This is a genomic window from Geobacillus subterraneus (assembly GCF_001618685.1).
Taxonomy (GTDB): Bacteria; Bacillota; Bacilli; order Bacillales; family Anoxybacillaceae; genus Geobacillus; species Geobacillus subterraneus.
This window is the reverse complement of record NZ_CP014342.1, coordinates 1,862,079-1,883,680: the sequence shown is the minus strand read 5'-3', so window position 1 is coordinate 1,883,680 and position 21,602 is coordinate 1,862,079. Positions and strand designations below refer to the sequence as shown.

Sequence of the window (21,602 nt, the reverse complement as noted above, 5' to 3'; positions counted from 1 at the left end):
TCTAGGAGGAGGAATGAGTTGTGAACTACGAATTTTTGCAATGTGAAATCGAAAACCGAGTGGCGGTTGTATCCATTCACCGCCCTCCGCTCAATCCGTTGAATACAAAAGTGTTTCAAGAGCTATCTGCCTTGATCGATGAGCTCGAAGCCAACCAACAAGTGGGGGCGATAGTCATTACCGGAACGGGAGAAAAAGCGTTTGTGGCCGGTGCCGATATTCATGAAATGATGGACTTGGATTTGGCCGGCATGATGGAAATGAACAAAATATCGCGAAGCGCGTTTTCGAAAATTGAAAACGCATCCCAACCGGTGATCGCGGCGGTGAACGGGCTGGCGCTCGGAGGGGGCTGCGAACTAGCGCTCGCATGCGATTTACGCATTTGTTCTGACAATGCCAAGTTTGCCTTCCCAGAGGTCAACCTCGGCATTATTCCGGGCGGCGGCGGGACGCAGCGGCTGCCGCGCATCGTCGGTCAAGGGGTGGCGAAAGAATTGCTTTATTTCGGCGAAATGATCGATGCCCAGCGGGCGCTTGCCATTCATTTGGTAAACAAAGTCGTCCCATCCGACGAACTTTTGCCGACGGCGAAAGAATGGGCCGGAAAATTGGCGCAAAAACCGGCCATTGCCATGCGCATGCTCAAAGAAGCGGTCAACACGGGAGCCAATGTTGACTTGCAGTCAGGGTTGATGGTGGAAACTGCCTGCTTTGGAAACGCCTTTGCGACCGAAGATCGAAAAGAAGGCATGCGGGCGTTTGCCGAAAAGAGAAAGCCGGTGTTTGTCGGCAAGTAATTTCGGCCGTAAGGAGAGCAACAAAACCGGTATAACTGCACACTGAATTCGGTCATCAACCGTCCTTGTGTTCAAATCAAAGGGATTGAAAAATTAAGACAGGGTGGTGTTGTGGATGACAGGAAAATCTTTCACCGTGCATGAAGTGTTAAACCGTTCCTTTCAACGGGTTTCCGAGGGGAAAGAGGTAGCGTATGACGGCTACCGACGCATGACGTATAGAGAACTAGTCGACAGTGTCGAATACATGGCTTCCGCTTTGGCGGTGTTAGGAATCCAAAAAGGGGATCGAGTGGTTGTTTGCTTGCCTAACTGGAACGAATTTATGGTCATTTACTTTAGTCTCGCCCGCCTTGGCGCCATTCTTGTTCCTTGCAATCCGCGCTACCGCACAGAAGAGTTAGTTTATATACTGGAAAATTCGAAAGCGACGGCCGCTTTTCTTATGGGTGAGTTTGGCCATATCGATATATTTACATCGCACCCGTCAGCGGGCAGCTCGCTGAAATATATTTTTACCGTACGCTTCCAACAGAAAGGATATCATTCGTTTGCTGATTTAATCGAATTAGGAAAACGTTCTCCCGCTGTTCCCTCAATCACTATCGATGCCGCAGAAGATGTCTTCGCGATTTTGTATACATCAGGTACAACAGGAAAGCCAAAAGGGGCGATGTTGACGCACCAAAATGTATTCTACTCGGCCAACGCTACGATCGAAGCCATGAAATGTACCGAGGATGACGTGTTTTTAGTCGCTGTTCCTGTTTTTCATGTGTTTGGCATGGTTCCTTCCATACTATCAGCGGTGTTATGCGGAGCGCGTCTTGTCTTTATGGAACAATATAAGGCGGAAGAAGCACTGAGGTTGATTGAACAGGAGAAGGTGACGATCCACCACGGCGTCCCGACGATGTTTATTTTAGAGTTGAACCATCCGAATTTCAGCCGGTATCAATTGTCTTCGTTGCGTACGGGCATTATCGCCGCCGCTCCGTGTCCTGAGGAAGTGGTAAGGAAAATTCGCACGCAAATGGGATGCGATGTTGTCATTTCGTACGGGCTGACAGAGACATCCGCTACTTTAACGATTACAGGCTTTGATGACAGCGATTCCGTACGTTCAGAGACGGTGGGAAAAGCGGTACCAGGGGCGGCGGTGAAAGTCGTTGATGACAACCGCCAAGAGGTGAAACCTGGTGAAGTAGGGGAGTTGGCTTGCAGAAGCTTTGGCGTCATGAAAGGATATTACGGAATGCCGGAAAAAACGAGGGAAGTGATCGATGAGGAAGGATGGTTTTATACCGGGGATTTAGCGACGATTGATGAAAACGGGTATGTGCGGATTGTAGGGCGCAAAAAGGAAATGATTATTCGCGGCGGTTACAACATTTATCCTCGGGAAATCGAAGAAATTTTCTACAAACATCCGAGTGTCATGGAGGTAGCCATCATCGGATTGCCAGACACGGTTTTAGGAGAAATCTCTTGTGCCGTCATAAAACTGCGGCCTCACTGCATAGAAGATGAGGAATCGATGAAGGCATACCTGAAAGGCAAAGTAGCCGACTATAAAGTGCCGGACCGCATTGTGTTTGTCGAAGAGCTGCCTGTCACACCGAGTGGAAAAATTAAAAAAGTAGCCCTTCGGGAAATGATGGAAGAACAATTAAAATCAACCCTTCGTTAATATGGCTGAAATGATGACGTAAGGAGATGGCTAGCTGTGGCAAAGATAAAAGAATATAAAGGCGGGTGTTTCATCCATGAACATGTTTCCGCCAGTGAAGTGTTTACTCCAGAGGACTTTACCGACGAACATCACATGCTGGCTGATATGGCAGAAAAGTTTGTCATGAAGGAAGTGCTGCCCGTCTTAGGGGACATTGAGGCTCAACAGTTTGACGAAACTGTCCGTCTATTAAAGAAAGCAGGGGAGCTCGGGTTATTGGGTGCCGATATTCCTGAGCGATACGGCGGGCTTCATTTGGATAAGATCAGTTCATGCATCATCAGCGAAAAGGTGGCCTTAGGCCGGTCGTTTGCTGTGACGTTCAGCGGACAGGTAGGCATCGGGTCGTTGCCCATTGTCTTTTTTGGCACAGAGGAGCAAAAGAAAGCCTATTTGCCTTATGTGGTTACCGGCGAAAAGATCGGCGCTTATGCGTTGACAGAACCAACTTCCGGTACAGACGCGCTAGCTGCAAAAACATCGGCGCGCTTATCTGAGTGCGGGCGATATTATATCTTGAACGGTGAAAAGCAGTGGATTACGAACTCGGCGTTTGCGGATTTCTTTATCGTTTTCGCCAAAGTGGATGGACAACGGTTTACGGCGTTTATCGTCGATAAAGACTATATGGGAGTGTCGGTTGGACCCGAAGAGAAAAAAATGGGATTAAAAGGTTCCTCGACCCGTTCTTTGATTCTTGATAACGTAAAAGTTCCAGTTGCCAATGTATTAGGTGAAATCGGGAAAGGGCATATCATTGCTTTTAATATCTTAAACATCGGCCGCCATAAACTTGCCGCCACCGCGTTAGGGATGGCGAAGAGGGCACTCGAATTATCGGTGAAATATGCTAAAGAAAGAAGGCAGTTCGGCCGTTCGTTATCCGAGTTCGGTTTAATTCAACATAAAATCGCCGATATGGCGGTCAAGACATATGTGAATGAGAGTATGATTTATCGCACGGCCGGTGCTCTCGAACAAGGATGGAAGGGGGAAAATGGCAATATCGCTCAAACAATTGCCGATTACGCTGTGGAATGTTCGATCAATAAAGTGTTTTCGACTGAAGTGCTCGATTTTGTTGTTGATGAAGCGGTACAAATTCATGGCGGATACGGCTATATGGCGGAGTATGAGGTCGAAACGCTTTATCGTGATGCACGAATTTACCGTATTTTTGAAGGAACGAATGAAATCAATCGAATCATCATCGCGTCAACCTTGTTGCGAAACTGTCCATCTCCATCTAAAGGGATTTCCCGCCAAGAGGGACAGGCTGTCGCGTTTGCCAACGAAACAAAGCAGCTCTATGATGTGAAGTCGTTGTTTTGGGCGATGGCCGGTGCGATCCAAAAACGGCATGTCGAGAATGGAACGGAACAAGAACTGTTAGCCTATTTAGCGGATATGGCCATACAAATTTACGCAATGGAAAGCGCTTTGTTAAGGGCAGAAAAAGCTATAGCACAAAATGCGGTCGACATGGAAGAACAAAAGAAAAACTATGTGCAAGTGTATATTCAAGAGACAATCCAGCAACTGCTCGGCTGCTCGCTGAATGTTATCCCTTATTTGCAAGATGAACAACTAGTAAAAAGAGTTTCACAAAGTATAGAGACATTTATGCGAGGGCCGCTGGTTGATACGGTCACGCTCAAGCGCCAAATCGCTGAAAAAGTGATTCAACACGAAAAGTATGTCAAGTAGTCAACGATCAGTGAATGCCGATCGTTTTGGCTGGGGAATTTCCTATGGAAAAAAGCAAAAAAGACGGAGAGGGGAACGATGATGCATACCGAGATCGTATTGCTTGAAGGAGCACGTACACCATTTGCCAAATTTTGTGGTTCGTTTCGCGATATTTCCGCCACTGACCTAGGGGCCATCGCAGCACGGGAGGCGATGAAAAAGGCGAACATCGAGCCGGAAGAAATCGACCATGTCGTATTTGGCAACGTCCAGCAGTCGAGCCGTGACGCCCACTTGTTGGCCCGCCACGTCGGCTTAAAGGCTGGGGTGCCGATCGATGTACCGGCCGTGACGGTTAACCGATTATGCGGGACGGGGTTAGAAGCAATCATTATGGCCGCACGGTTCATTTTAACTGGGGAAGCAAACGTCGTGCTGGCGGGAGGCACGGAAAATATGAGCCAAGTGCCGCACGTCATTCGCGGCATGCGCTGGGGAACGGCGTTAGGCAGCCCGACGGTGGAAGATTGGCTGTGGGACGGGTTGTATGACACGGTTGGCGGTTGCAGCATGGCCATAACAGCGGAGAATTTAGCGAAAAAGTATCACATTACCCGCGAAGAAGTCGACCGCCACGCCCTTCGCAGCCACGAGCGGGCGCTTGCCGCGATCGAAAAAGGGTATTTTCGACAAGAGATTGCCCCCGTCACCGTGCAAGCAAGAAAAGGGGAGACGGTCATTGATACGGATGAACACCCGCGTCGAACAAGTTTGGAACAGTTGCGGTCACTCCAACCGCGCTTCCTGGAAAACGGAGTCGTGACGCCAGGCAATGCCAGCGGGATGAACGACGGGGCGGCGGCAGTCATTGTCGCTTCGGCGGAATATGCCGCCAAGCGTGGGTTGAAACCGCTTGCCCGTCTCGTTTCGTGGGGAGTCGTCGGCGTCGAGCCGCAGTATATGGGGATTGGCCCTGTGCCAGCGATCCGCCAAGCGCTCGAAAAAGCGAATTTATCGATCGATGATCTCGATTTAATCGAAATTAACGAAGCGTTTTCAGCCCAATATTTAGCGTGCCAGAAGGAGTTAGGCTTTGAGGATGACAAAGGCAATGTCAATGGTGGTGCGGTCGCTCTTGGCCATCCCCTGGCCGCTTCAGGAACGCGGATTACATTGACGCTTCTGTATGAGCTCGAAAGAAGAGGAAAGAAATACGGCGCTTCCTCGCTATGCATCGGCGGCGGCCAAGGCATAGCAGCGATTTGGGAGAGGCTATAACTCGTAACGTTAGTGAATAGAGAAAAAGAACACGGGAAGTTTGTGACCGACCGTAATGGTGCCCCCGTTTACGGGGGACTACAACTATTTACGTTTTAATTTTCATCTCTTGGTGGCAAAAGGAGGGTATTTATGGAAAATATGAATGTGGAAGTCGTAAAACAACGAGTCATTCGAAAGACAATGTTAAGAATTTTACCTTTTATTCTCATCTTATATATTGTCGCTCACTTGGATCGCGTTAATATTGGATACGCAGCACTGAGCATGAATGCAGAGTTGGCTCTTTCTGCGGAGGTGTTTGGTTTATTATCAGGGATATTTTTTATCGGATATTTTCTGTTTGAAGTGCCAAGCAACATGATTTTGCACAAGGTTGGCGCAAGAGTATGGATTGCCCGCATTATGATTACGTGGGGAATTATTGTCGTATTAACTGGATTTGTACAATCGGCCGCCCATTTATATGTCTTACGCTTTTTATTAGGGGTCGCAGAAGCAGGATTTTTCCCCGGGATTCTTTTATATTTCACCTATTGGTTCCGAAAACGGGAACGGGCGATTGCCACTTCTGTCTTAATACTGGCATTACCGATTGGATCAATTATCGGCGCTCCATTATCAACATGGATTATGGATGTTGTTCAATGGGGTGGATTGTCCGGTTGACGATGGATGTTCATATTAGAAGGGATTCCGGCAGTGGTGTTAGGCATTGTTGTCCTATTTTATTTGACAAATACTCCGAAACAAGCCAAATGGTTAACGAAAGAAGAAAGCGACTGGCTCGAAGGGGAATTGGAAAAAGAAAGAGTGGAAAGCAAACGAGTTAATAAAACAACAAAGTAACTATTCAGCCACATCATAAAGTGAGCTGAATATTTTTTGCTTTTCCTGTCCATGATGTGAATATTGATAGACAAGGAGGTGAATCGCATGTTGACGGTACAACAAGCTGTATTTACAGTTGAAAGCTTAATCAGCAAAGTCCAACAACAAAAGCAGCTCATTACTCACCAACAACAAGTCATTGAGCAACTGTTGAAAGAAAACAAACAGCTACGCAAAGAAAATGAACAACTGAAGTACCGTGTTCAAGAGCTGGAAGCACGCACGAAAAAAAACAGCTCTAATAGCCATTTGCCCCCATCTTCTGACCGTTTTGCCAACACACGTTCTTCTCGTCAACCATCTGGCAACAAGCCAGGCGGACAAGAAGGACATCAAGGAACGACGCTCCGTCAAGTGGAACATCCACATCATCGTGTCGTCCACCGTGTGCATACGTGTCAAGGATGTGGAGCTTCTTTGCGTGAAGTCAAACCGTTCAAAGTCGATATCCGTCAAGTGTTTGATGTCCCTCCTGTGGCGATCGAGGTGACACAACATGAACGTGAAGTGAAATCGTGTCCACATTGTCGATGCGTGCAACAAGCCGAATTCCCATCCCATGTCACGAATCATGTGCAATACGGTCCACGGCTCACGGCGCTCGTTGTTTATTTACATCATATCCAATTGATCCCGTACAAGCGTTTAAGTGATACAATCGAAGCGTTATATCAACACTCGATTAGTACGGGAACCCTTGCCAATATGGTGAAACGAGGACGCGAAGCGCTGGAATCAAATATGGACATCATCGAAGACGCCTTACTTGAATCCAACATCCTGCATGTCGATGAAACGAGTTTGCGCATCAATGGGAAACTCGCATGGGTGCATGTCGCGTGTACATCGAGATATACATACTTGGCTCCTCACGCTTCTCGTGGAAAAAAAGCGACCGATGATATCGGGATTCTTCCCCGATATGAAGGGACGATGATGCACGATGCGTTCGGTACATATCCGAAATACACACATGCCACCCATGCCCTTTGTCATGCCCACCATTTGCGTGAGTTAAAAGGATTCATCGAACAAGGGCATACGTGGGCGATGCGCATGACCACGTTTCTGTTAGCCGCCAAGCAAGCCGTCGAAGCCCATCACGGTGCACTTTCCGAAGAAGAAGCGAGACGGTGGGAACGAGTGTATGATCGCATCCTAGAAAGAGCACAACACCGATTAGAAACGATGACGCCTCTTCCGAAAAAAGCACTCGCTTTTGTTCGACGCCTTCAAAAACGAAAGGAAGAAGCGCTGCGTTTCTTACGTGAAGTACATGTTCCCTTTGATAACAACCAAGCCGAACGCGATCTTCGCATGGTCAAAGTCAAAGAGAACATTTCGGGTACGTTTCGCGAAGAAACATTCGCGCAGTCGTTTTGCATCGCAAGAAGCATCGTTTCCACACTGACGAAACACGAAAAAAACGTGTGGGATTCGTTATGTCTTCTGTTGGCAGGCGAAACGATCGATCGAGTTCTTTCCGCTACCTAGGGCATTTTCTATGACCGAAATGCCCTATTTGTGCTGGGCTTTTTTATACACTAGCACTGGGGTGAATAGTTACACAACAAAGAAAGAGATGTTAAAAGATATTAAAGTTTGGCAATTGACGCTTGTCTACTTCGCCAACTACACCGCCATGTATGGACTAGGGTTTTGGCTCCCATCTATTGTAAAATCCCTAACAGAAAACGTCTCATCCAATTTGCAAATCGGCTGGATCACCATGATTCCCGCGTTAGTCGGAATGATTTCCTTATTGTTTATGGGCTGGAACGCGAGCAGAACGAATTCCCATCGGATTCATATCGTCATTAGTTTTCTGATTGCTCTAATTGGATTTGGGGCAAGCGCTTTTGCAACGAGCTCCGTGATAATGATCATTTTATTGTCGTTCGCTGCTATTGGTTTATACGGTTTTGCCGGCGTCTATATGGCTTATATGACTTTTTTCTTCACAGAGTCTACTGCTCCAGTTGGAATTGCGCTCGTTAATTCCTTTGCCTCCTTAGGGGGATTTGTCGGGCCGATGATTTTCGGGCTCGTCACCATTAAAAGCGGAATGCTTTTACTGGCCGCTTTAGCCGCCATAGGGATGTGCACGACCATCATTTTGAAGAGCAAACAGCCAACCGTCGATGCTAATGTAAAGGCAGAGTTAGTATGAAAGACGGAAAATCATATAGTACGAGGCTGCCAAAAAAGGTTCATCACAATGGGGGCAGCCTCCCCTTGTTTATCGTCTAAATATTTTCCCATCATCGATTGAAACGATTGTCAGAGAATTTATAGAAATTAAAGAGTTTCGCATTGTCTATTACACAGAGCAGGAAATGAATCAAGTAAAAGTGCAAATCGAGTCGGAAGCGGATGTCGAACGGCGTTTAGCCGACCGTCTCAGAGAACGGATCGGCATCCGCATCGATGTCGAACGGGTTGCGCCGGGATCATTACCCCGTTTTTCGATGAAGGCAAAGCGGGTTATCGACGAGCGCAATCATCGACAACAAGTGGGTTAATCAATAGAGAAACAAAAGTCATGGAAAAGAAGGGAGAAGAGACGATGAGTCAAGCTAACGTTCAACAGCGCCCTGTTCTCGTCGTCGGGGCAGGACCCATCGGATTAACTGCGGCCTTGGCATTGCGTCATTTCGGACTGCCAGCGACGGTGATCGAGGCAGAACCAAAAGACCGTCTCCGGCCAGGAAGCCGGGCGATTTATTTCCATAAGGCGACGCTCCAGCATTTAGAGGATATTTATACAGGGTTAGGAAAAACATTTGCCGAACATGGCGTCGTGTGGCCGATCAAGCGCACATTATTCCGCGGCAAGGAAGTGTATGTAAAGCGGTATCCGTCTCCTGATCCGAACGCGCTTCCGCCGTTTACGAGTTTGCCGCAGGTGGAAGCGGAAAAATTTTTGTATAACGCCTGCCTTGAGGCAGGGGTCGAATTCGTCTGGGAGACGCCGGTTCTCGATGTCCAGACCGATGAGGAAGGGGTCACTGTCATCACCGCATCGGGCGAACGGTGGTCGTGCGATTATCTCATTGCTGCTGACGGGGCACGCTCGACTGTCCGCCAATCGGTCAGCATTGAAATGGAAGGGCCGCGGACGAAAGACTATTTTGTTGTCGTCGATGTGAAAGAAGATGAAGCGGATCCGCTGCCGCTCGAGCGGGTGTTTCATTATCAACACCCGGCTGTGGATGGGCGCAACGTTCTCTTTGTGCCGTTTGCCGGCGGATGGCGCATTGACTTGCAGCTGTTGGATGGGGATGATCCGGAACAGTTCGGCAGTGTGGAGGGCGTGAAACAATGGCTGCCGAAAGTGATGCCGGACAAATACGCGGACCGCATCACATGGGTGTCGACGTACCGCTTTTTCCAGGTGGTTGCTAAATCGCTCACCGACCGCCATCATCGTGTGCTGTTAGCTGGCGAGGCTGCGCACTTGTTTGCCCCGTTTGGCGCGCGCGGCATGAACTCCGGCGTACCGGATGCGATCATGGCGGCGAAAGCGATTCGAGCGGCGCTTGACGCGGAAAACCGCGAAGACGCGAAAGCGGCCATTGCGGCAGCTGCCAACGAGCGGCTGATCGCGGCAAGATACAATCGCGATTGCGCAGGCATCGCCTTAGAGCATATTCAAGGCACCGATCCGGCCATTCATCTGAAGCGTGAAGTAGCAGCTTCGCTTGCTCCGATTTTGCCGCGTCTCGGCAAATGGCTTGATGAAGGGCCATATGGACCGAAATCGGGACCGCCGCAGTTGTCAACGAAATATTGATCAGGAGGAAACGCGATGGAGTACGCTTTTCAAGTGCGATGGGGGGATACTGACGCGGCAGGCATCGTCTTTTACCCGAATTTTTATAAGTGGATGGATGAAGCGTCCCACCACTTTTTTGCCAGCCTTGGGCATTCGACATGGAAATGGTTTCAAGAAGAGCGAATCGGCATGCCAATTGTGGAAGCGAAATGCCAGTTTCATGCCCCGCTCTTTTTTGAAGATCACGTTTGTGTGAAGTCGTCTATTGATGACCTGCGAGAAAAATCGTTCCGCATCCAGCATCAGTTTTTCCGCGGGGACCAGCTCGTGGCTGACGGGTATGAGGTGCGGGTGTGGACGACATTCGCTGGCGACAGGCCGAAAGCCGCTCCCATCCCGGCGGAGCTTCGTGAGAATATGAGGCAGACAGCGGCCATGACCACACGTGAGGAGGGACAATGATGAAAATCATCAACTACCGATTGGGTGATGCGGTGCGCGCTGGGTGTATCGTTGAAGACAAAGTCATCGATCTCCATCAAGCGTATGTGGCCCGGCTAAAAGCCAACGGGCATCCGCGCGCCGAGCAGCTTGCCGCCGCGCTTGTTCCAGCCGATACCATCGGGCTGCTTGAAGGCGGAGAGAAAAGTTTGGAAGAGGCGCAAAAAGCGGTTGAATTCGCCTTGGCACATGGGCTTACGATCGACCGCGCCCATGTCAAAATGGAAGCACCGGTGTTAAAGCCAAACAAAATCATTTGCGTCGGCCATAATTACCGTGAGCATATTCTCGAAATGAAACGAGAACTGCCTGAATACCCTGTCATTTTTGCCAAGTTTAGCAATACGATCATCGGTCCGGAAGATGACATCCCGTTGCCGCCGATCACGAGTCAGCTCGATTACGAAGCGGAATTTGCGTTCGTCATCGGCAAACGGGCGCGGAATGTAAAGCAGGCGGATGCGCTCAAGTATGTGGCTGGGTATACGATTGTCAATGATGTGACAGCACGGGACTTGCAACGGCGGACGATCCAATGGCTGCAAGGAAAAACGCTTGATGGGAGCGCGCCGATGGGACCGTGGCTTGTGACAAAAGACGAAATTCCCAATCCGCATTCCTTGGAGATTTCATTGACCGTTAATGGGGAAGAGCGCCAACGGTCGAATACGAAAAACTTGGTGTTTAATGTTCATTATCTTGTAGAATTTTTGTCTCATATTATGACGCTTGAACCGGGCGATGTCATTTGCACTGGAACGCCGGGCGGTGTCGGCGTTGCCCGCAATCCGCAAGTCTTTTTGCAGCACGGGGATATCGTACGCATTGAAGTGGAGAACATTGGCGCACTCGAGAACCGGGTCGCCGCTGTACCGAGTCCGGTGGAGGTGGAACCGTCATGCCGTTGATCGAGCAATACCGCCAAGAAATCAAAGAGTCGGTAGAGAAGATTATCCAAAAAGTTAGCACGTTGACAGAAGAAGAGATCCGCTGGAAACCGTCTGCCGACGAATGGTCGATCATGGAAATTCTTTGTCACATTGAAGAAGTGATCGGCTACTGGACAAGGGAACTTGTTCGTGTCATTCAAGCCGGTGGCGGCGAATGGGGGCGGGGGCTCAATGATGAAGCGAGGCTGGCGGCGGTTCGCCAAGCGGACGCCCGCCATGTCGATGAGGTGATTCACGGGATTCAAGAGGCGGCGGAATCAGCCGATCAACAACTGGCGGCGCTAAATGACGAACAGTTGGCGTTGGAAGCGCCACACCGCAATCCGAAATTTGGCGTGAAGCCGATGACGTTTTTAATTGAACATTTTCTTACCGATCATTTGGCCGGCCACTTAAAGCAAATCGAACGGAACATGAAAAAATACGAGACTGCCTAAGGGGGGAGAAACCATGGCAGAAGCCAATCCGTTTTTCCAAAGCAAAGAAGTAAAAGAGTTTACGAAAAAAATTGAACAGTACCATTTAGGGCCGCTATGGGAAGCGATTCCAGATTTAATGCATAAAGAGCCGAAGCCGGAAGCGGTGCCGTACTTATGGAAAGGGGAAACGCTCCGCAAGCTTCTTTTAGAGGCGACGCAAATTTTCACACCGGAGCGCGGCGGCGAGCGGCGGGCCATTTACTTGCAAAATCCCGGGCTCAAACAGCGGCAGCCATGGGGATGGGCGTCGACGACCAACACGCTATATGCGGCTGTTCAGCTCATTTTGCCTGGGGAAACGGCGCCATCGCACCGCCATACACAAAGCGCCATGCGGTTTATCACAGACGGAAAAGGGGCGTATTCGATCGTCCAGGGCGAACGGCTGTTTATGGAAGAAGGTGATTTTCTCATCACCCCAGGCGGATTATGGCATGGCCATAGCCATCCGGGAGAAGAGCCGATGTTCTGGATGGATTGTTTAGATATCCCGTTTATTTATTCGACAGGCGGCACGTTCTTTGAACCGTACCCGGATGGCATTGAGCCGCCGTCGCTTCCGGATGATTACTCGGCGCGCAAGTATCGCGGCGGCATGGTTCGGCCGATCGGTGACCGGAAGCCGCAAGTCGCACCGCTTGGGTTGTACAAGTGGAAACAGACCGAAGCGGCGTTGACAGGGTTAAGCGATTTGGAACCGGATCCGTATGATGGCATTGCGGTCGAGTACATTAATCCATCGAACGGCCATACGGCCAACCCGAACATCGCCGCTTGGATGCAAAAATTGCCGGTTGGCTATCACTCAAAAGCGCACCGCCACACGTATTCAGCGATTTATCACGTGTTCAAAGGAGAAGGATATACAGTCATTAACGGTGTTCGGTTCAACTGGACAAAAGGCGATTATTTCGTCATTCCGAACTGGGCGTGGCACGAACATGTGAACACGTCCAATGAGGATGCGCTTCTCTTCTGCGCCAACGATTTGCCGATTATGGAAAAGCTCGGATTGCAGCGTGAAGAAGCGTACCCGAATAACAACGGATATCAATCGATCGTCGGGGAGTTTGAGGCCGAGGCGGTAAGCAGTTAAAAGCCGTTCCCCTGTGATCGGCAGCTGCAGGGGATTATAAATAAGGAGGGAGACGATGAGCACAGTTTCTGAAAAGGGAATCAACCATACAGGGGCGGCGGGGACGGAAAACGCGGCAGTCCGTCGTCTGTTCGACCGCTTCGTAAATATCGATTGGCTTTCTTCGCTTGGCCGGCAGGGAAATGAACAGGTTGAACATCCGCTCCGCCAATTTGCCGATTTTTTCGGCGTCCGTCACGTCGAGGTGAAGTGGCTGGCTGAACAAGAATTGCGATCAGCAATCGAGGCGATTCGTCTCGAAGAGGATGGCATTTGGCAGGCGCTGCGGCATGTTCCTGATCAATTCAAGCACCAGGCTGAACGGGCAGGAAGATTGGAAGCGCTTTTGGCACTGGCCGATGAGGTGCCGCCTGTGATTTTTCAACACAGTTTTGACCAGTTATTTGCGGTGTTACGTCCATATGGGGACAACGTTGTGACTACCGCGGTCGGCTATATGATGTACATCGGTGGAATGGCTTGTGCTTGGGAACTGTTGTCCGATCTTGAAGGATGGGAGACCAATCCGTTTTACTTTCTCATTGCTGTGCTAGAACGCGGCCATTGGCCGTTAGGGGTTGTTAACGGCCAGTTTGTTGTTATTTAGATGATAGGAAAAGCCCAAGAGATCCGTTACGGAAACTCTCTTGGGCTTCTTTTATGGCCGCGAGAGATCCCGGCGGTATGGGCATGGACGGACGTTCGAGAGCTCTATAGTGACCGGTTGTCCACCAATGGAGCGATGGCTGCTGGCGATGTTGGCCATGCGAAGCTTTCTCCTGCCACCTTACTCCTTATTAATTGAACGATATAGAAAATATAAGTATTACGAAAAGAATACGAAGTGATAAAAAACAAAATGTGTATTTTCGGGAAAATACGCATTCTTACATATAAATCAGCATTATTTAGGTGATTTTGCCTATATGTTTTTTTAACTAAAGCAGAAATAATATATTTAATTTTCTAAAGTTATTATATATTATAAAAGTTAGGATATTTAAAATAGTGAAAATAGGAGGTGAAGGACAGAAAGATGAATTTAATTTAAAAAAATGAAAGCGCTTTAGAAAGTCAAGAACATGATAAAGGGGGATTTTCAATGAAAAGAAAGGTTTATGTCATCGTGTTGGCTGTTTTGTTAACGATTTTATCTGCCTGCGGCAACAGCGCAATCCAGTCGACAACGAAGAACGAAGGGGGAACGGCCAAGAATGATGGAACGATCAAAATTGGCGCTCTTTTGCCAAAATCAGGAGTGTACGCGTCTTTAGGAAAAAACTTGGAGATGGGGATGAAGCTCTATTTTGAAAGCATTGGTTGGAAAGTCGCTGGAAAGGACATTGAGCTCATTGTGGAAGATACGGAAGCCGACCCGCAAGTAGGGCTTAGGAAGGCAAGAAAGTTGATCGATCAAGACCAAGTGGATTTATTGACAGGAACAGTGAGCACGGCCGTTGCCTACGCGATTCGGGATGAGGTGGATAAGAAAAAGATGCCGTTTCTTGTCTCCCATGCCGGAGGAAATGATTTGACAAGAAGCAAACGGAGCGATTACATTTGGCGATCGTCTTTCTCTTCATGGCAGATCGGCTATTCGCTTGGTCAATGGGCATACGACCATATCGGAAAGACAGTGTATATCGCTGCAGCCGATTACGCCTTCGGCCGCGAAGTTGCCGCCGCATTTAAAGAAGCGTATACAGCGGCGGGCGGAAAAGTAGTCGGTGAAGTGTATCCGCCTTTAGGAAACAACGATTACTCCTCGTATTTAACGACAATCAAAAACGCCAATGCAGATGCTGTTTACGCCTTCTTTGCGGGAAGTGACGCAGTGAAATTCGTTCAGCAATACGAACAGTTTGGGTTGAAAAAGGAGAAAAAATTAATTGGATCCGGCTGGCTTGTGTCGGAAGATGTCCGGAAACAGCAAGGAAATGCAGGAGTTGGGACGATCGCGTCCATTTTCTGGGACTATCATTTAGATACAAAGGAAAATAAAGCGTTTATCGCCGCGTTTGAGAAAAAGTACAATGCACGCCCAACGATTGAAGCGTTGGAAGGTTACGATGCCGCAAAAATTATTGCGGAGGCATTAGAGACGGTCGGCGGTGATGCTTCTGATCCTGACAAAGTGGTCGAGGCGATTTCCAACGTGCAGTTTGTGAGTCCGCGCGGACCGATTCAGTTTGATAAGGAAACCCATCATATTATTCAAAATATGTATATCATCGAAACGAACCTAGTGAACGGTCAAGCTGAAAACAAAGTGATTGAAGTGATCGAGAAAGTGAAAGATCCTGGACAATAGAACGGAGGGAGAAAAAAGATGGACATCATTGCCGCTCAACTCGTCAACGGCGTGTCATATGGCATGTTGTTGTTTGTGATTACTTGCGGCTTATCATTAGTATTTGGAATATTAGGGGTATTGAACTTGGCCCACGGTTCGTTATATATGATTGGAGCGTATGTTGCCTATACATTGACGACGCAACTATTCGAAAACTTTTGGCTCGCCCTACTCATCGCACCACTCATTGTAGCCGTTTTATCCCTCATCATCGAACTCATCTTGCTTAGGCCGACTTACCATTTAGGGCATTTATCCCAAGTGTTGTTAACATTCGGATTGGCGTATGTCATTCACGATGTGACGTCCATCATATGGGGATCGGATGTTTTATCGATTCCCCTCCCTTCTTTTTTATCGGAAACGCTGCATTTCTTTCATCAAGAATTTCCAGCATACCGATTGTTTGTTATTGTTGCTGGAGTCGTGTTGGCGTCTTGTTTATGGTTTGTCCAAGAAAAAACGCGTTGGGGGGCTATGATCCGCGCTGGGTTGAGTGACAAAGAAATGATTAGCGCATTAGGAGTCAATATTAAGCTCGTCTTTACCGTCGTTTTTCTTGTCGGCGGGTATTTGGCAGGGATAGGCGGGGTGATTGCTTCACCGATTCTTGGCTTATACCCAAGCATGGAGTTTCAAACGTTAATTTTAGCTTTAGTCGTTCTCGTTGTCGGCGGTCTCGGTTCGATTGCCGGGACGTTTGTCGCCAGTTTAGTTGTCGGGATTGTCGAAACGTTTGGTCGTTTTCTTGTACCGGAACTCAGTTTATTTCTTGTATTTGCGCTTATGGCCGTCATTTTAATTAGCAAACCGAATGGATTACTTGGAAAGCAGGTGATCAAGCATTGAATAGACAAGTTTTCATTGGCATCGTCGCTGTCATCTTGCTTATTGCCGTCCCTTTTTTCTTTTCCTTGTTTTATCTCAATTTGCTTGCTGAAATTTTGGTTTTAGCGATTTTCGCCCTCAGCTTGAACGTGCTTGTCGGCTATACGGGACTCGTTTCATTAGGGCATGCCGCCTTTTTCGGGATTGGCGCGTACGCGTCGGCCCTTCTGGCGAAAGAGTGGTCACCGCAGTTTCTGTTGATCCTTTTGGCTTCGGTTCTAATTGCTGCGGCGGCGTCGGCCGTCATCGGTCTTTTTTGCGTGAAAGTGAACGGGTTTTATTTTCTTATGTTGACGCTAGCCTTTTCGCAAATGATTTACTCGTTTGTCCATCAATCGACCACAATAACGGGCGGATCGAACGGGCTGTCCGGGTTGCCGAGCCCGATGTTAGGGACGATAGATCTTTCCAATCCTGTGTTCCTTTATTATTCAATTGTGCTCGTGTTTGTCGTTGTTTACATCGTCTTAGGATTGATTGTTAAATCTCCATTTGGTCATGTGTTAATCGGAATTCGCGAAAATGAAATGCGGATGAAAGCGATGGGGTATAACACCGCCCTGTATAAATACATTGCTTTTATCATAGCAGGAGCCATCGGCGGGATTTCAGGCGCCTTATATTCGAACTTGAACGGTTTTGTTTCGCCGAACGATGTGTACTGGACGATGTCGGGATCGGTGCTCATTATGGTGTTGATTGGTGGAGCCGGAACGATGATCGGCCCTGTGTTGGGAGCGGCGTTTATCGTTATATTGGAGACGATCGTCAGTTCTTATACAACGGTGTGGACGATGATTATCGGGATCATTTTCATTCTTTTCGTTGTTTTTATGCCGCGAGGGCTTGTCGGTTTTGCGCGTCTGTTTCAAAAACTAGCCGCCCATAGGCTGCCGATTTCACAAAAAGGCACGAAACCATTGGTGAATAATGAGGCCAATCAATAAGGGGGAGGAAAATGGAAAAGGATGTCATATTGCATGTTGAGAGAATCAGCAAGCATTTCGGCGGCTTGCAAATTATTAAGGACGTATCCCTCAGCGTGAGAAAAGGCGAGCGAATCGGAATGATCGGCCCGAATGGGGCGGGAAAAACGACGTTTTTTCACTTGTTAGCGGGCGATCTCCTTCCTACCGGAGGCAAGATCTATTACAAAGGAAGAGAAATGACAAACATGCCGAATTTTAAAAGAGCGCAAGAAGGGATTGTGCGCACGTTTCAGAAAAATAATCTGCTTAATGAATTGACAGTGCTCGACAACTTGTTATTAGTATTGCAGCGGAAGCGCGGAATGGCGAATGTATGGTTCAAACCGAGAAATGCCCGCCGGGCGCCGGCGCTGTTTGCGGAAGCGGAACATTTGCTTGAGACGTGGGGGCTCAAGGAGATTGCCAATGAACGAGTAAAAACGTTGTCGTACGGTGAGCAGCGGCAAGTCGAGATCTTGCTCGGCATTGCGATGGAGCCTGATGTGCTCTTGCTTGATGAACCGACGGCGGGCATGTCCCAAGCCGAAACCACTTACATTGTCCAGTTGCTTCACCAGTTGCCAAAGGATCTTACCGTCATGGTGATCGAACACGATCTCGATGTTGTGTTTGGATTGGCCGAGCGCATGATTGTACTGTATGACGGCTATATTTTAATCGATGGAACCCCTGATGAAGTGCGGGGTGACGAACGGGTCAACGAAATTTATATCGGGAAGGGGAAAACGGTCGGTGCTGAACGTCTATAACATGAATACGTTTTATGGAGACAGCCATGTCCTTCACAACGTTTCGTTGACGGTGGAAAAAGGAAAAGTGACCGTTTTGTTAGGTCGGAACGGAATGGGGAAGACGACGACGATCCACTCCATTATGGGGATGGTTCCGGCTAAAACAGGGAAGATCGTGTTGGAACAGACAGAAATTCAAGATAAGACGAGTTTTCAAATATCGCGGTTAGGAATTGGGCTTGTTCCGCAAGGGAGACGAATCTTCCCGAATTTGACCGTAAAGGAAAACTTAATGACAACATATCGTCCGGCCGAAAACGGTTGGACGTTGGATCAAATATACGCCATGTTCCCCCGGTTAAAGGAAAGGGAGTCGTCGATGGGTGGCGATTTAAGCGGGGGGGAGCAGCAAATGCTGTCGATCGGGAGAGCGCTGTTGACCAATCCGAAAGTGCTGCTTCTTGATGAGCCGTCGGAAGGATTGTCGCCGTTGATGGTGCAAGAAGTGACGGAAATTATTCGGCAATTGAAACAACAAGGGCTGACGATCTTGTTGGTCGAGCAAAATTTAGCGATGGCGTTGGAACTGGCTGACTTCGTCTATATTTTGAACAAAGGAGCGGTTGTGTTTGGCGGAACGCCGAACGAATTGGATATCCACGTCAAAAACAAGTATTTGCTGTTGAGTTCTTAGTTTTACGAACTGCTAGAAGGTCGGTAAAAAAGTCCCCCCGAGGCATAGGTCGGGGGGATGGTTTCAAAAAAGAAGGATTTTAGAATAGGATGCAAGTGATGTTGAAAGCCCTTCGCCTCAGTCTCGGCTGTTTCCAATCGTCTAGCCGATGGGGCTCGGATGGTGCTCTGCTATCTCTGAAAATGGGCGAAGGACTCCTAAACAGGAGAGAAAGAAAGTTTTCGCGGCAAACCTTTTTCCGAGCAGGAACTGCTAGAACCGTTTGGTGACGCTCGGTCGATGAGGCGGCCTGTCGAGGCAGCAAAAGGGCCAATCCACTCTTATCCGCTAGTCTTTTAACACCCGAAATGCCTCTCGCACGTTACGGGCAAACTCAAGCGGGGGCTCGATCGACTGAAAGTGCATATACATGGCCCGCGGTTACTCAAATAACCAGTGGTTGTGGACAGCGGTGACGGAAATGCCCCGTTTTTTCCGATGAGTGCAGCAAAGATGAGAAACAAATCGAGAGGAAAGCAGCGAAATCATAAACTGGGTGAAAGGATGAGCCTTAATACAGGTTGAGCGCCGTTTTGACGCGCTTGATCTCCTTTTTGTTTTCAAACAGTTCTTCCACTAAAATTTTTTGGCCGTTGGCGACGTCGGTGAGCCGCTGATCCATGTCGGACACTTGTTCGCTTAACCGGTGCACTTGTTCGTTCATCTGTTGCACTTGTTTGGTGAGCTGCTCGACTCGTCCGTTTGTTTGCTGAAGCTGATCGGCGAGCTCTTTGATGGCTTGCCAAATCATTTCATTGGTGATTTCCCCCATTCGACACCCCTCTTTCTCGTTCGATTCTCTTCTATTATTATACATGACGAAAGATGGGAACGATAGAGAAAAGATGACGAAATGTTTTTCTTTGCAGCACTCCCTCTGAATGTGATATAACAAAAGAATGTCAACAGCATTGCACATATTGGGGGATGAATGTGGTGATCCGTGTCAGCCATTTGCATAAATCGTTCCGCGTTCATCGTCGCGAAGCCGGATGGCTTGAGGCGGTGCGCCATTTATGGCGCCGCGACTACCGGGTCATCGAGGCGGTCAAAGACGTTTCGTTCACGATCGAAAAAGGGGAGATTGTCGGCTTTTTAGGCCCGAACGGGGCGGGGAAAACGACGACGATGAAAATGCTTGCCGGCCTGTTGCATCCGACATCAGGGGAGATTACGGTCGGCGGTTTTGTGCCGTTTGAACAAAAGCCGGAGTTTAAAAAGATGATGAGCTTAGTGATGGGACAAAAAAGCCAGCTTATTTGGGACATTCCGCCGATGGAGACGTTTTTGGTCAATAAAGCCATTTATGATATTGATGATCGGTCGTTCCGCCAGACGCTTGAGGAGCTCACCGAGCTGCTTGATTTGGCGCCGCTGTTGGACAAGCCGACGCGCAGCTTGTCGCTCGGGCAGCGGATGCGCTGCGAGCTGGCGGCGGCGCTTTTGCATCGGCCGCACGTGTTGTTTTTAGATGAGCCGACGATCGGGCTTGACGTTCATACGCAAGAAAACGTGCGCCGTTTTATCGTTGACTACAATCGAGAGCACGAGACGACCATTTTGCTGACGTCACATTACATGGGCGATGTCGCTGCGCTTTGTGACCGGGTGATGATCATTAACTACGGTCGGCTCCTTTACGACGGGGAACTTTCGGTGCTGACGGAGAAGCTGGCGCCGTACAAGCGGTTGGAAGTCCGGTTTGCGCAGCTGCCAAACATCAACTGGGACGAGTATGGGGAAGTGGCGGAAATGGAAGAGGGAACGGTTGTGCTCAGGGTGGCGCGCGAGACGGCAGCGGGGACGGCGGCGCGGCTGCTTCAGCAGTTTGAAGTCCGTGATATCAATATCGAAGATCCGCCGCTTGAGGAAGTGATTACGCGCGCGTTTCAGGGGGATGGATATGGTGCGTAAATATATCGCCCTGTTGCGCATGAAGTATATTGAAATGATCGCGTACCGCTTGGCGACGTTCGTCTGGATGACGGGCGCCATCACCCAGCCGCTCATTACGATGTTCGTTTGGATGAACATTCATCCGGAAGAGAGTGAGTCGTTTGTCTTTTATTTTATGGCGGTCATTTTTGTCGAGCGGATGACGAGTGCGTGGGATGTATGGGAGCTTGACCGTGAAATCCGCGAAGGGACGTTTTCGAACTTGTTGTTGCGGCCGCTTCATCCGATCCATTGGGCGATTGCGGAAAATATCATCTATAAATGGCTGTTTCTCGTCATTTTAGTGCCGGTTTGGGCAGTGGGGACGGTGTTTTGGCCGGCGCTTCGCCCACATATGACCGGAAGCCAAATCGGGTGGTTTTTGCTGGCGGTCGTATTGGGCGCGGCGCTTCGTTTTTTGTTGAGCTACTCGTGCGGGCTGCTGGCGTTTTGGGTGACCAAAGTGGCGGCTGTGTACGGCGTCATCGATGTTATTTCGCTGTTTTTGTCGGGAAGAATCGCGCCGCTCGAGCTGCTTCCGCCGCAGCTTCGGGAATGGAGCGAGTGGCTGCCGTTCCGCTATATGATTAGCTTTCCGATTGAAATCGCCACCGGAGCCGCAAGTCGAGGGGAATTGGTGCACGGCTTTGCCATCGCGGCAGGGTGGCTGTTTGTGTTCGCTGCCGTTTTGCAATGGCTGTGGAAGGCGGGAATGAAAAAAAATCAGGCGGTAGGTGGATGAA

23 protein-coding genes and 1 pseudogene are annotated in these 21,602 nt (G+C 48.9%); 22 read left to right on the top strand and 2 right to left on the bottom strand.

Features of this window, described 5'->3' with window-relative positions:
* The first annotated feature begins 20 nt into the window (after positions 1–20).
* The 20 genes from GS3922_RS09255 to GS3922_RS09160 all read left to right on the top strand — a co-directional run bounded on the left by GS3922_RS09255 (position 21) and on the right by GS3922_RS09160 (position 18,885).
* Positions 21–800, top strand: a complete 780-nt coding sequence (locus GS3922_RS09255) for an enoyl-CoA hydratase/isomerase family protein (protein WP_063166114.1) — start codon at positions 21–23, stop codon at positions 798–800.
* Between the two features lie 115 nt (positions 801–915).
* Positions 916–2,490 (top strand): AMP-binding protein, encoded by a 1,575-nt coding sequence (locus tag GS3922_RS09250; protein WP_063166113.1) that lies wholly within the window; start codon positions 916–918, stop codon positions 2,488–2,490.
* Between the two features lie 36 nt (positions 2,491–2,526).
* Entirely contained in the window at positions 2,527–4,239 is a 1,713-nt protein-coding gene (locus tag GS3922_RS09245) for an acyl-CoA dehydrogenase family protein (RefSeq protein WP_063166112.1), read from the top strand.
* Between the two features lie 81 nt (positions 4,240–4,320).
* Positions 4,321–5,499: an acetyl-CoA C-acetyltransferase gene (locus tag GS3922_RS09240; RefSeq protein ID WP_063166111.1), complete on the top strand. Its 1,179-nt coding sequence runs from the start codon at positions 4,321–4,323 to the stop codon at positions 5,497–5,499.
* Between the two features lie 132 nt (positions 5,500–5,631).
* Entirely contained in the window at positions 5,632–6,168 is a 537-nt protein-coding gene (locus tag GS3922_RS09235; protein ID WP_225995644.1) for an MFS transporter, read from the top strand.
* Positions 6,169–6,174: 6 nt separating this feature from the next.
* Positions 6,175–6,348, top strand: a complete 174-nt coding sequence (locus GS3922_RS18155; protein WP_225995643.1) for a hypothetical protein — start codon at positions 6,175–6,177, stop codon at positions 6,346–6,348.
* An 87-nt stretch (positions 6,349–6,435) separates the two neighbouring features.
* Positions 6,436–7,884 (top strand): IS66-like element ISGst1 family transposase, encoded by a 1,449-nt coding sequence (locus GS3922_RS09230; RefSeq protein ID WP_063166110.1) that lies wholly within the window; start codon positions 6,436–6,438, stop codon positions 7,882–7,884.
* A gap of 10 nt (positions 7,885–7,894) precedes the next feature.
* Positions 7,895–8,560, top strand: coding sequence for an MFS transporter (locus tag GS3922_RS09225; RefSeq protein WP_063166109.1), 666 nt, complete (start codon positions 7,895–7,897; stop codon positions 8,558–8,560).
* 82 nt (positions 8,561–8,642) lie between these two features.
* Positions 8,643–8,912 (top strand): hypothetical protein, encoded by a 270-nt coding sequence (locus GS3922_RS17275; RefSeq protein ID WP_225995657.1) that lies wholly within the window; start codon positions 8,643–8,645, stop codon positions 8,910–8,912.
* 44 nt (positions 8,913–8,956) lie between these two features.
* Entirely contained in the window at positions 8,957–10,183 is a 1,227-nt protein-coding gene (locus GS3922_RS09215; protein ID WP_063166107.1) for an FAD-dependent oxidoreductase, read from the top strand.
* Between the two features lie 15 nt (positions 10,184–10,198).
* Positions 10,199–10,627 carry an acyl-CoA thioesterase gene (locus GS3922_RS09210; protein WP_063166106.1) on the top strand — a complete coding sequence of 143 codons (429 nt, stop codon included), beginning with the start codon at positions 10,199–10,201 and terminating at the stop codon, positions 10,625–10,627.
* On the top strand, positions 10,627–11,574 hold the full coding sequence (locus GS3922_RS09205) for a fumarylacetoacetate hydrolase family protein (RefSeq protein WP_063166105.1): 948 nt from the start codon (positions 10,627–10,629) through the stop codon (positions 11,572–11,574). The genes GS3922_RS09210 and GS3922_RS09205 overlap by 1 nt, the downstream gene beginning before the upstream one ends.
* Positions 11,565–12,053, top strand: a complete 489-nt coding sequence (locus GS3922_RS09200) for a DinB family protein (protein ID WP_063166104.1) — start codon at positions 11,565–11,567, stop codon at positions 12,051–12,053. Before GS3922_RS09205 ends, GS3922_RS09200 begins: the two co-directional genes overlap by 10 nt.
* 13 nt (positions 12,054–12,066) lie before the next feature.
* Complete coding sequence (locus GS3922_RS09195) at positions 12,067–13,191, top strand: cupin domain-containing protein (RefSeq protein WP_063166103.1); 1,125 nt, start codon at positions 12,067–12,069, stop codon at positions 13,189–13,191.
* 55 nt (positions 13,192–13,246) lie between these two features.
* Positions 13,247–13,837, top strand: coding sequence for a hypothetical protein (locus GS3922_RS09190; protein WP_063166102.1), 591 nt, complete (start codon positions 13,247–13,249; stop codon positions 13,835–13,837).
* 495 nt (positions 13,838–14,332) lie between these two features.
* Entirely contained in the window at positions 14,333–15,541 is a 1,209-nt protein-coding gene (locus tag GS3922_RS09180; protein ID WP_063166100.1) for an ABC transporter substrate-binding protein, read from the top strand.
* An 18-nt stretch (positions 15,542–15,559) separates the two neighbouring features.
* Positions 15,560–16,432: a branched-chain amino acid ABC transporter permease gene (locus GS3922_RS09175; protein ID WP_063166099.1), complete on the top strand. Its 873-nt coding sequence runs from the start codon at positions 15,560–15,562 to the stop codon at positions 16,430–16,432.
* Positions 16,429–17,418, top strand: coding sequence for a branched-chain amino acid ABC transporter permease (locus GS3922_RS09170; RefSeq protein WP_063166098.1), 990 nt, complete (start codon positions 16,429–16,431; stop codon positions 17,416–17,418). Before GS3922_RS09175 ends, GS3922_RS09170 begins: the two co-directional genes overlap by 4 nt.
* A gap of 11 nt (positions 17,419–17,429) precedes the next feature.
* Positions 17,430–18,209 (top strand): ABC transporter ATP-binding protein, encoded by a 780-nt coding sequence (locus GS3922_RS09165; protein ID WP_063166097.1) that lies wholly within the window; start codon positions 17,430–17,432, stop codon positions 18,207–18,209.
* Positions 18,193–18,885 (top strand): ABC transporter ATP-binding protein, encoded by a 693-nt coding sequence (locus GS3922_RS09160; protein ID WP_063166096.1) that lies wholly within the window; start codon positions 18,193–18,195, stop codon positions 18,883–18,885. Before GS3922_RS09165 ends, GS3922_RS09160 begins: the two co-directional genes overlap by 17 nt.
* Before the next feature lie 327 nt (positions 18,886–19,212).
* On the opposite strand, the pseudogene GS3922_RS18150 reads toward GS3922_RS09160, so the two are convergent.
* Positions 19,213–19,368 (bottom strand): annotated as a pseudogene (locus tag GS3922_RS18150) (DUF1259 domain-containing protein); the annotation flags it as partial.
* A 67-nt stretch (positions 19,369–19,435) separates the two neighbouring features.
* Positions 19,436–19,696 carry an MbeD/MobD family mobilization/exclusion family protein gene (locus tag GS3922_RS09155; RefSeq protein ID WP_063166095.1) on the bottom strand — a complete coding sequence of 87 codons (261 nt, stop codon included), beginning with the start codon at positions 19,694–19,696 and terminating at the stop codon, positions 19,436–19,438.
* Between the two features lie 164 nt (positions 19,697–19,860).
* On the opposite strand from GS3922_RS09155, the gene GS3922_RS09150 reads away from it, so the two are divergent.
* Positions 19,861–20,838 carry an ABC transporter ATP-binding protein gene (locus GS3922_RS09150; protein ID WP_063167362.1) on the top strand — a complete coding sequence of 326 codons (978 nt, stop codon included), beginning with the start codon at positions 19,861–19,863 and terminating at the stop codon, positions 20,836–20,838.
* A complete protein-coding gene (locus GS3922_RS09145; protein WP_063166094.1) occupies positions 20,828–21,601 on the top strand; it encodes an ABC transporter permease in 774 nt (257 codons plus the stop codon). The genes GS3922_RS09150 and GS3922_RS09145 overlap by 11 nt, the downstream gene beginning before the upstream one ends.
* Position 21,602: the final 1 nt, after the last annotated feature.

What these genes read in the sequence shown, in the direction of transcription:
- GS3922_RS09250 (WP_063166113.1), top strand. Translation starts at nt 916, where the DNA reads ATGACAGGAAAATCTTTCACCGTGCATGAAGTGTTAAACCGTTCCTTT.
- GS3922_RS09240 (WP_063166111.1), top strand. Translation starts at nt 4,321, where the DNA reads ATGCATACCGAGATCGTATTGCTTGAAGGAGCACGTACACCATTTGCC.
- GS3922_RS09235 (WP_225995644.1), top strand. Translation starts at nt 5,632, where the DNA reads ATGGAAAATATGAATGTGGAAGTCGTAAAACAACGAGTCATTCGAAAG.
- GS3922_RS18155 (WP_225995643.1), top strand. Translation starts at nt 6,175, where the DNA reads ATGTTCATATTAGAAGGGATTCCGGCAGTGGTGTTAGGCATTGTTGTC.
- GS3922_RS09230 (WP_063166110.1), top strand. Translation starts at nt 6,436, where the DNA reads ATGTTGACGGTACAACAAGCTGTATTTACAGTTGAAAGCTTAATCAGC.
- GS3922_RS09225 (WP_063166109.1), top strand. Translation starts at nt 7,895, where the DNA reads ATGACCGAAATGCCCTATTTGTGCTGGGCTTTTTTATACACTAGCACT.
- GS3922_RS09215 (WP_063166107.1), top strand. Translation starts at nt 8,957, where the DNA reads ATGAGTCAAGCTAACGTTCAACAGCGCCCTGTTCTCGTCGTCGGGGCA.
- GS3922_RS09210 (WP_063166106.1), top strand. Translation starts at nt 10,199, where the DNA reads ATGGAGTACGCTTTTCAAGTGCGATGGGGGGATACTGACGCGGCAGGC.
- GS3922_RS09205 (WP_063166105.1), top strand. Translation starts at nt 10,627, where the DNA reads ATGAAAATCATCAACTACCGATTGGGTGATGCGGTGCGCGCTGGGTGT.
- GS3922_RS09200 (WP_063166104.1), top strand. Translation starts at nt 11,565, where the DNA reads ATGCCGTTGATCGAGCAATACCGCCAAGAAATCAAAGAGTCGGTAGAG.
- GS3922_RS09195 (WP_063166103.1), top strand. Translation starts at nt 12,067, where the DNA reads ATGGCAGAAGCCAATCCGTTTTTCCAAAGCAAAGAAGTAAAAGAGTTT.
- GS3922_RS09190 (WP_063166102.1), top strand. Translation starts at nt 13,247, where the DNA reads ATGAGCACAGTTTCTGAAAAGGGAATCAACCATACAGGGGCGGCGGGG.
- GS3922_RS09180 (WP_063166100.1), top strand. Translation starts at nt 14,333, where the DNA reads ATGAAAAGAAAGGTTTATGTCATCGTGTTGGCTGTTTTGTTAACGATT.
- GS3922_RS09175 (WP_063166099.1), top strand. Translation starts at nt 15,560, where the DNA reads ATGGACATCATTGCCGCTCAACTCGTCAACGGCGTGTCATATGGCATG.
- GS3922_RS09165 (WP_063166097.1), top strand. Translation starts at nt 17,430, where the DNA reads ATGGAAAAGGATGTCATATTGCATGTTGAGAGAATCAGCAAGCATTTC.
- GS3922_RS09155 (WP_063166095.1), bottom strand. Translation starts at nt 19,696, where the DNA reads ATGGGGGAAATCACCAATGAAATGATTTGGCAAGCCATCAAAGAGCTC.
- GS3922_RS09145 (WP_063166094.1), top strand. Translation starts at nt 20,828, where the DNA reads ATGGTGCGTAAATATATCGCCCTGTTGCGCATGAAGTATATTGAAATG.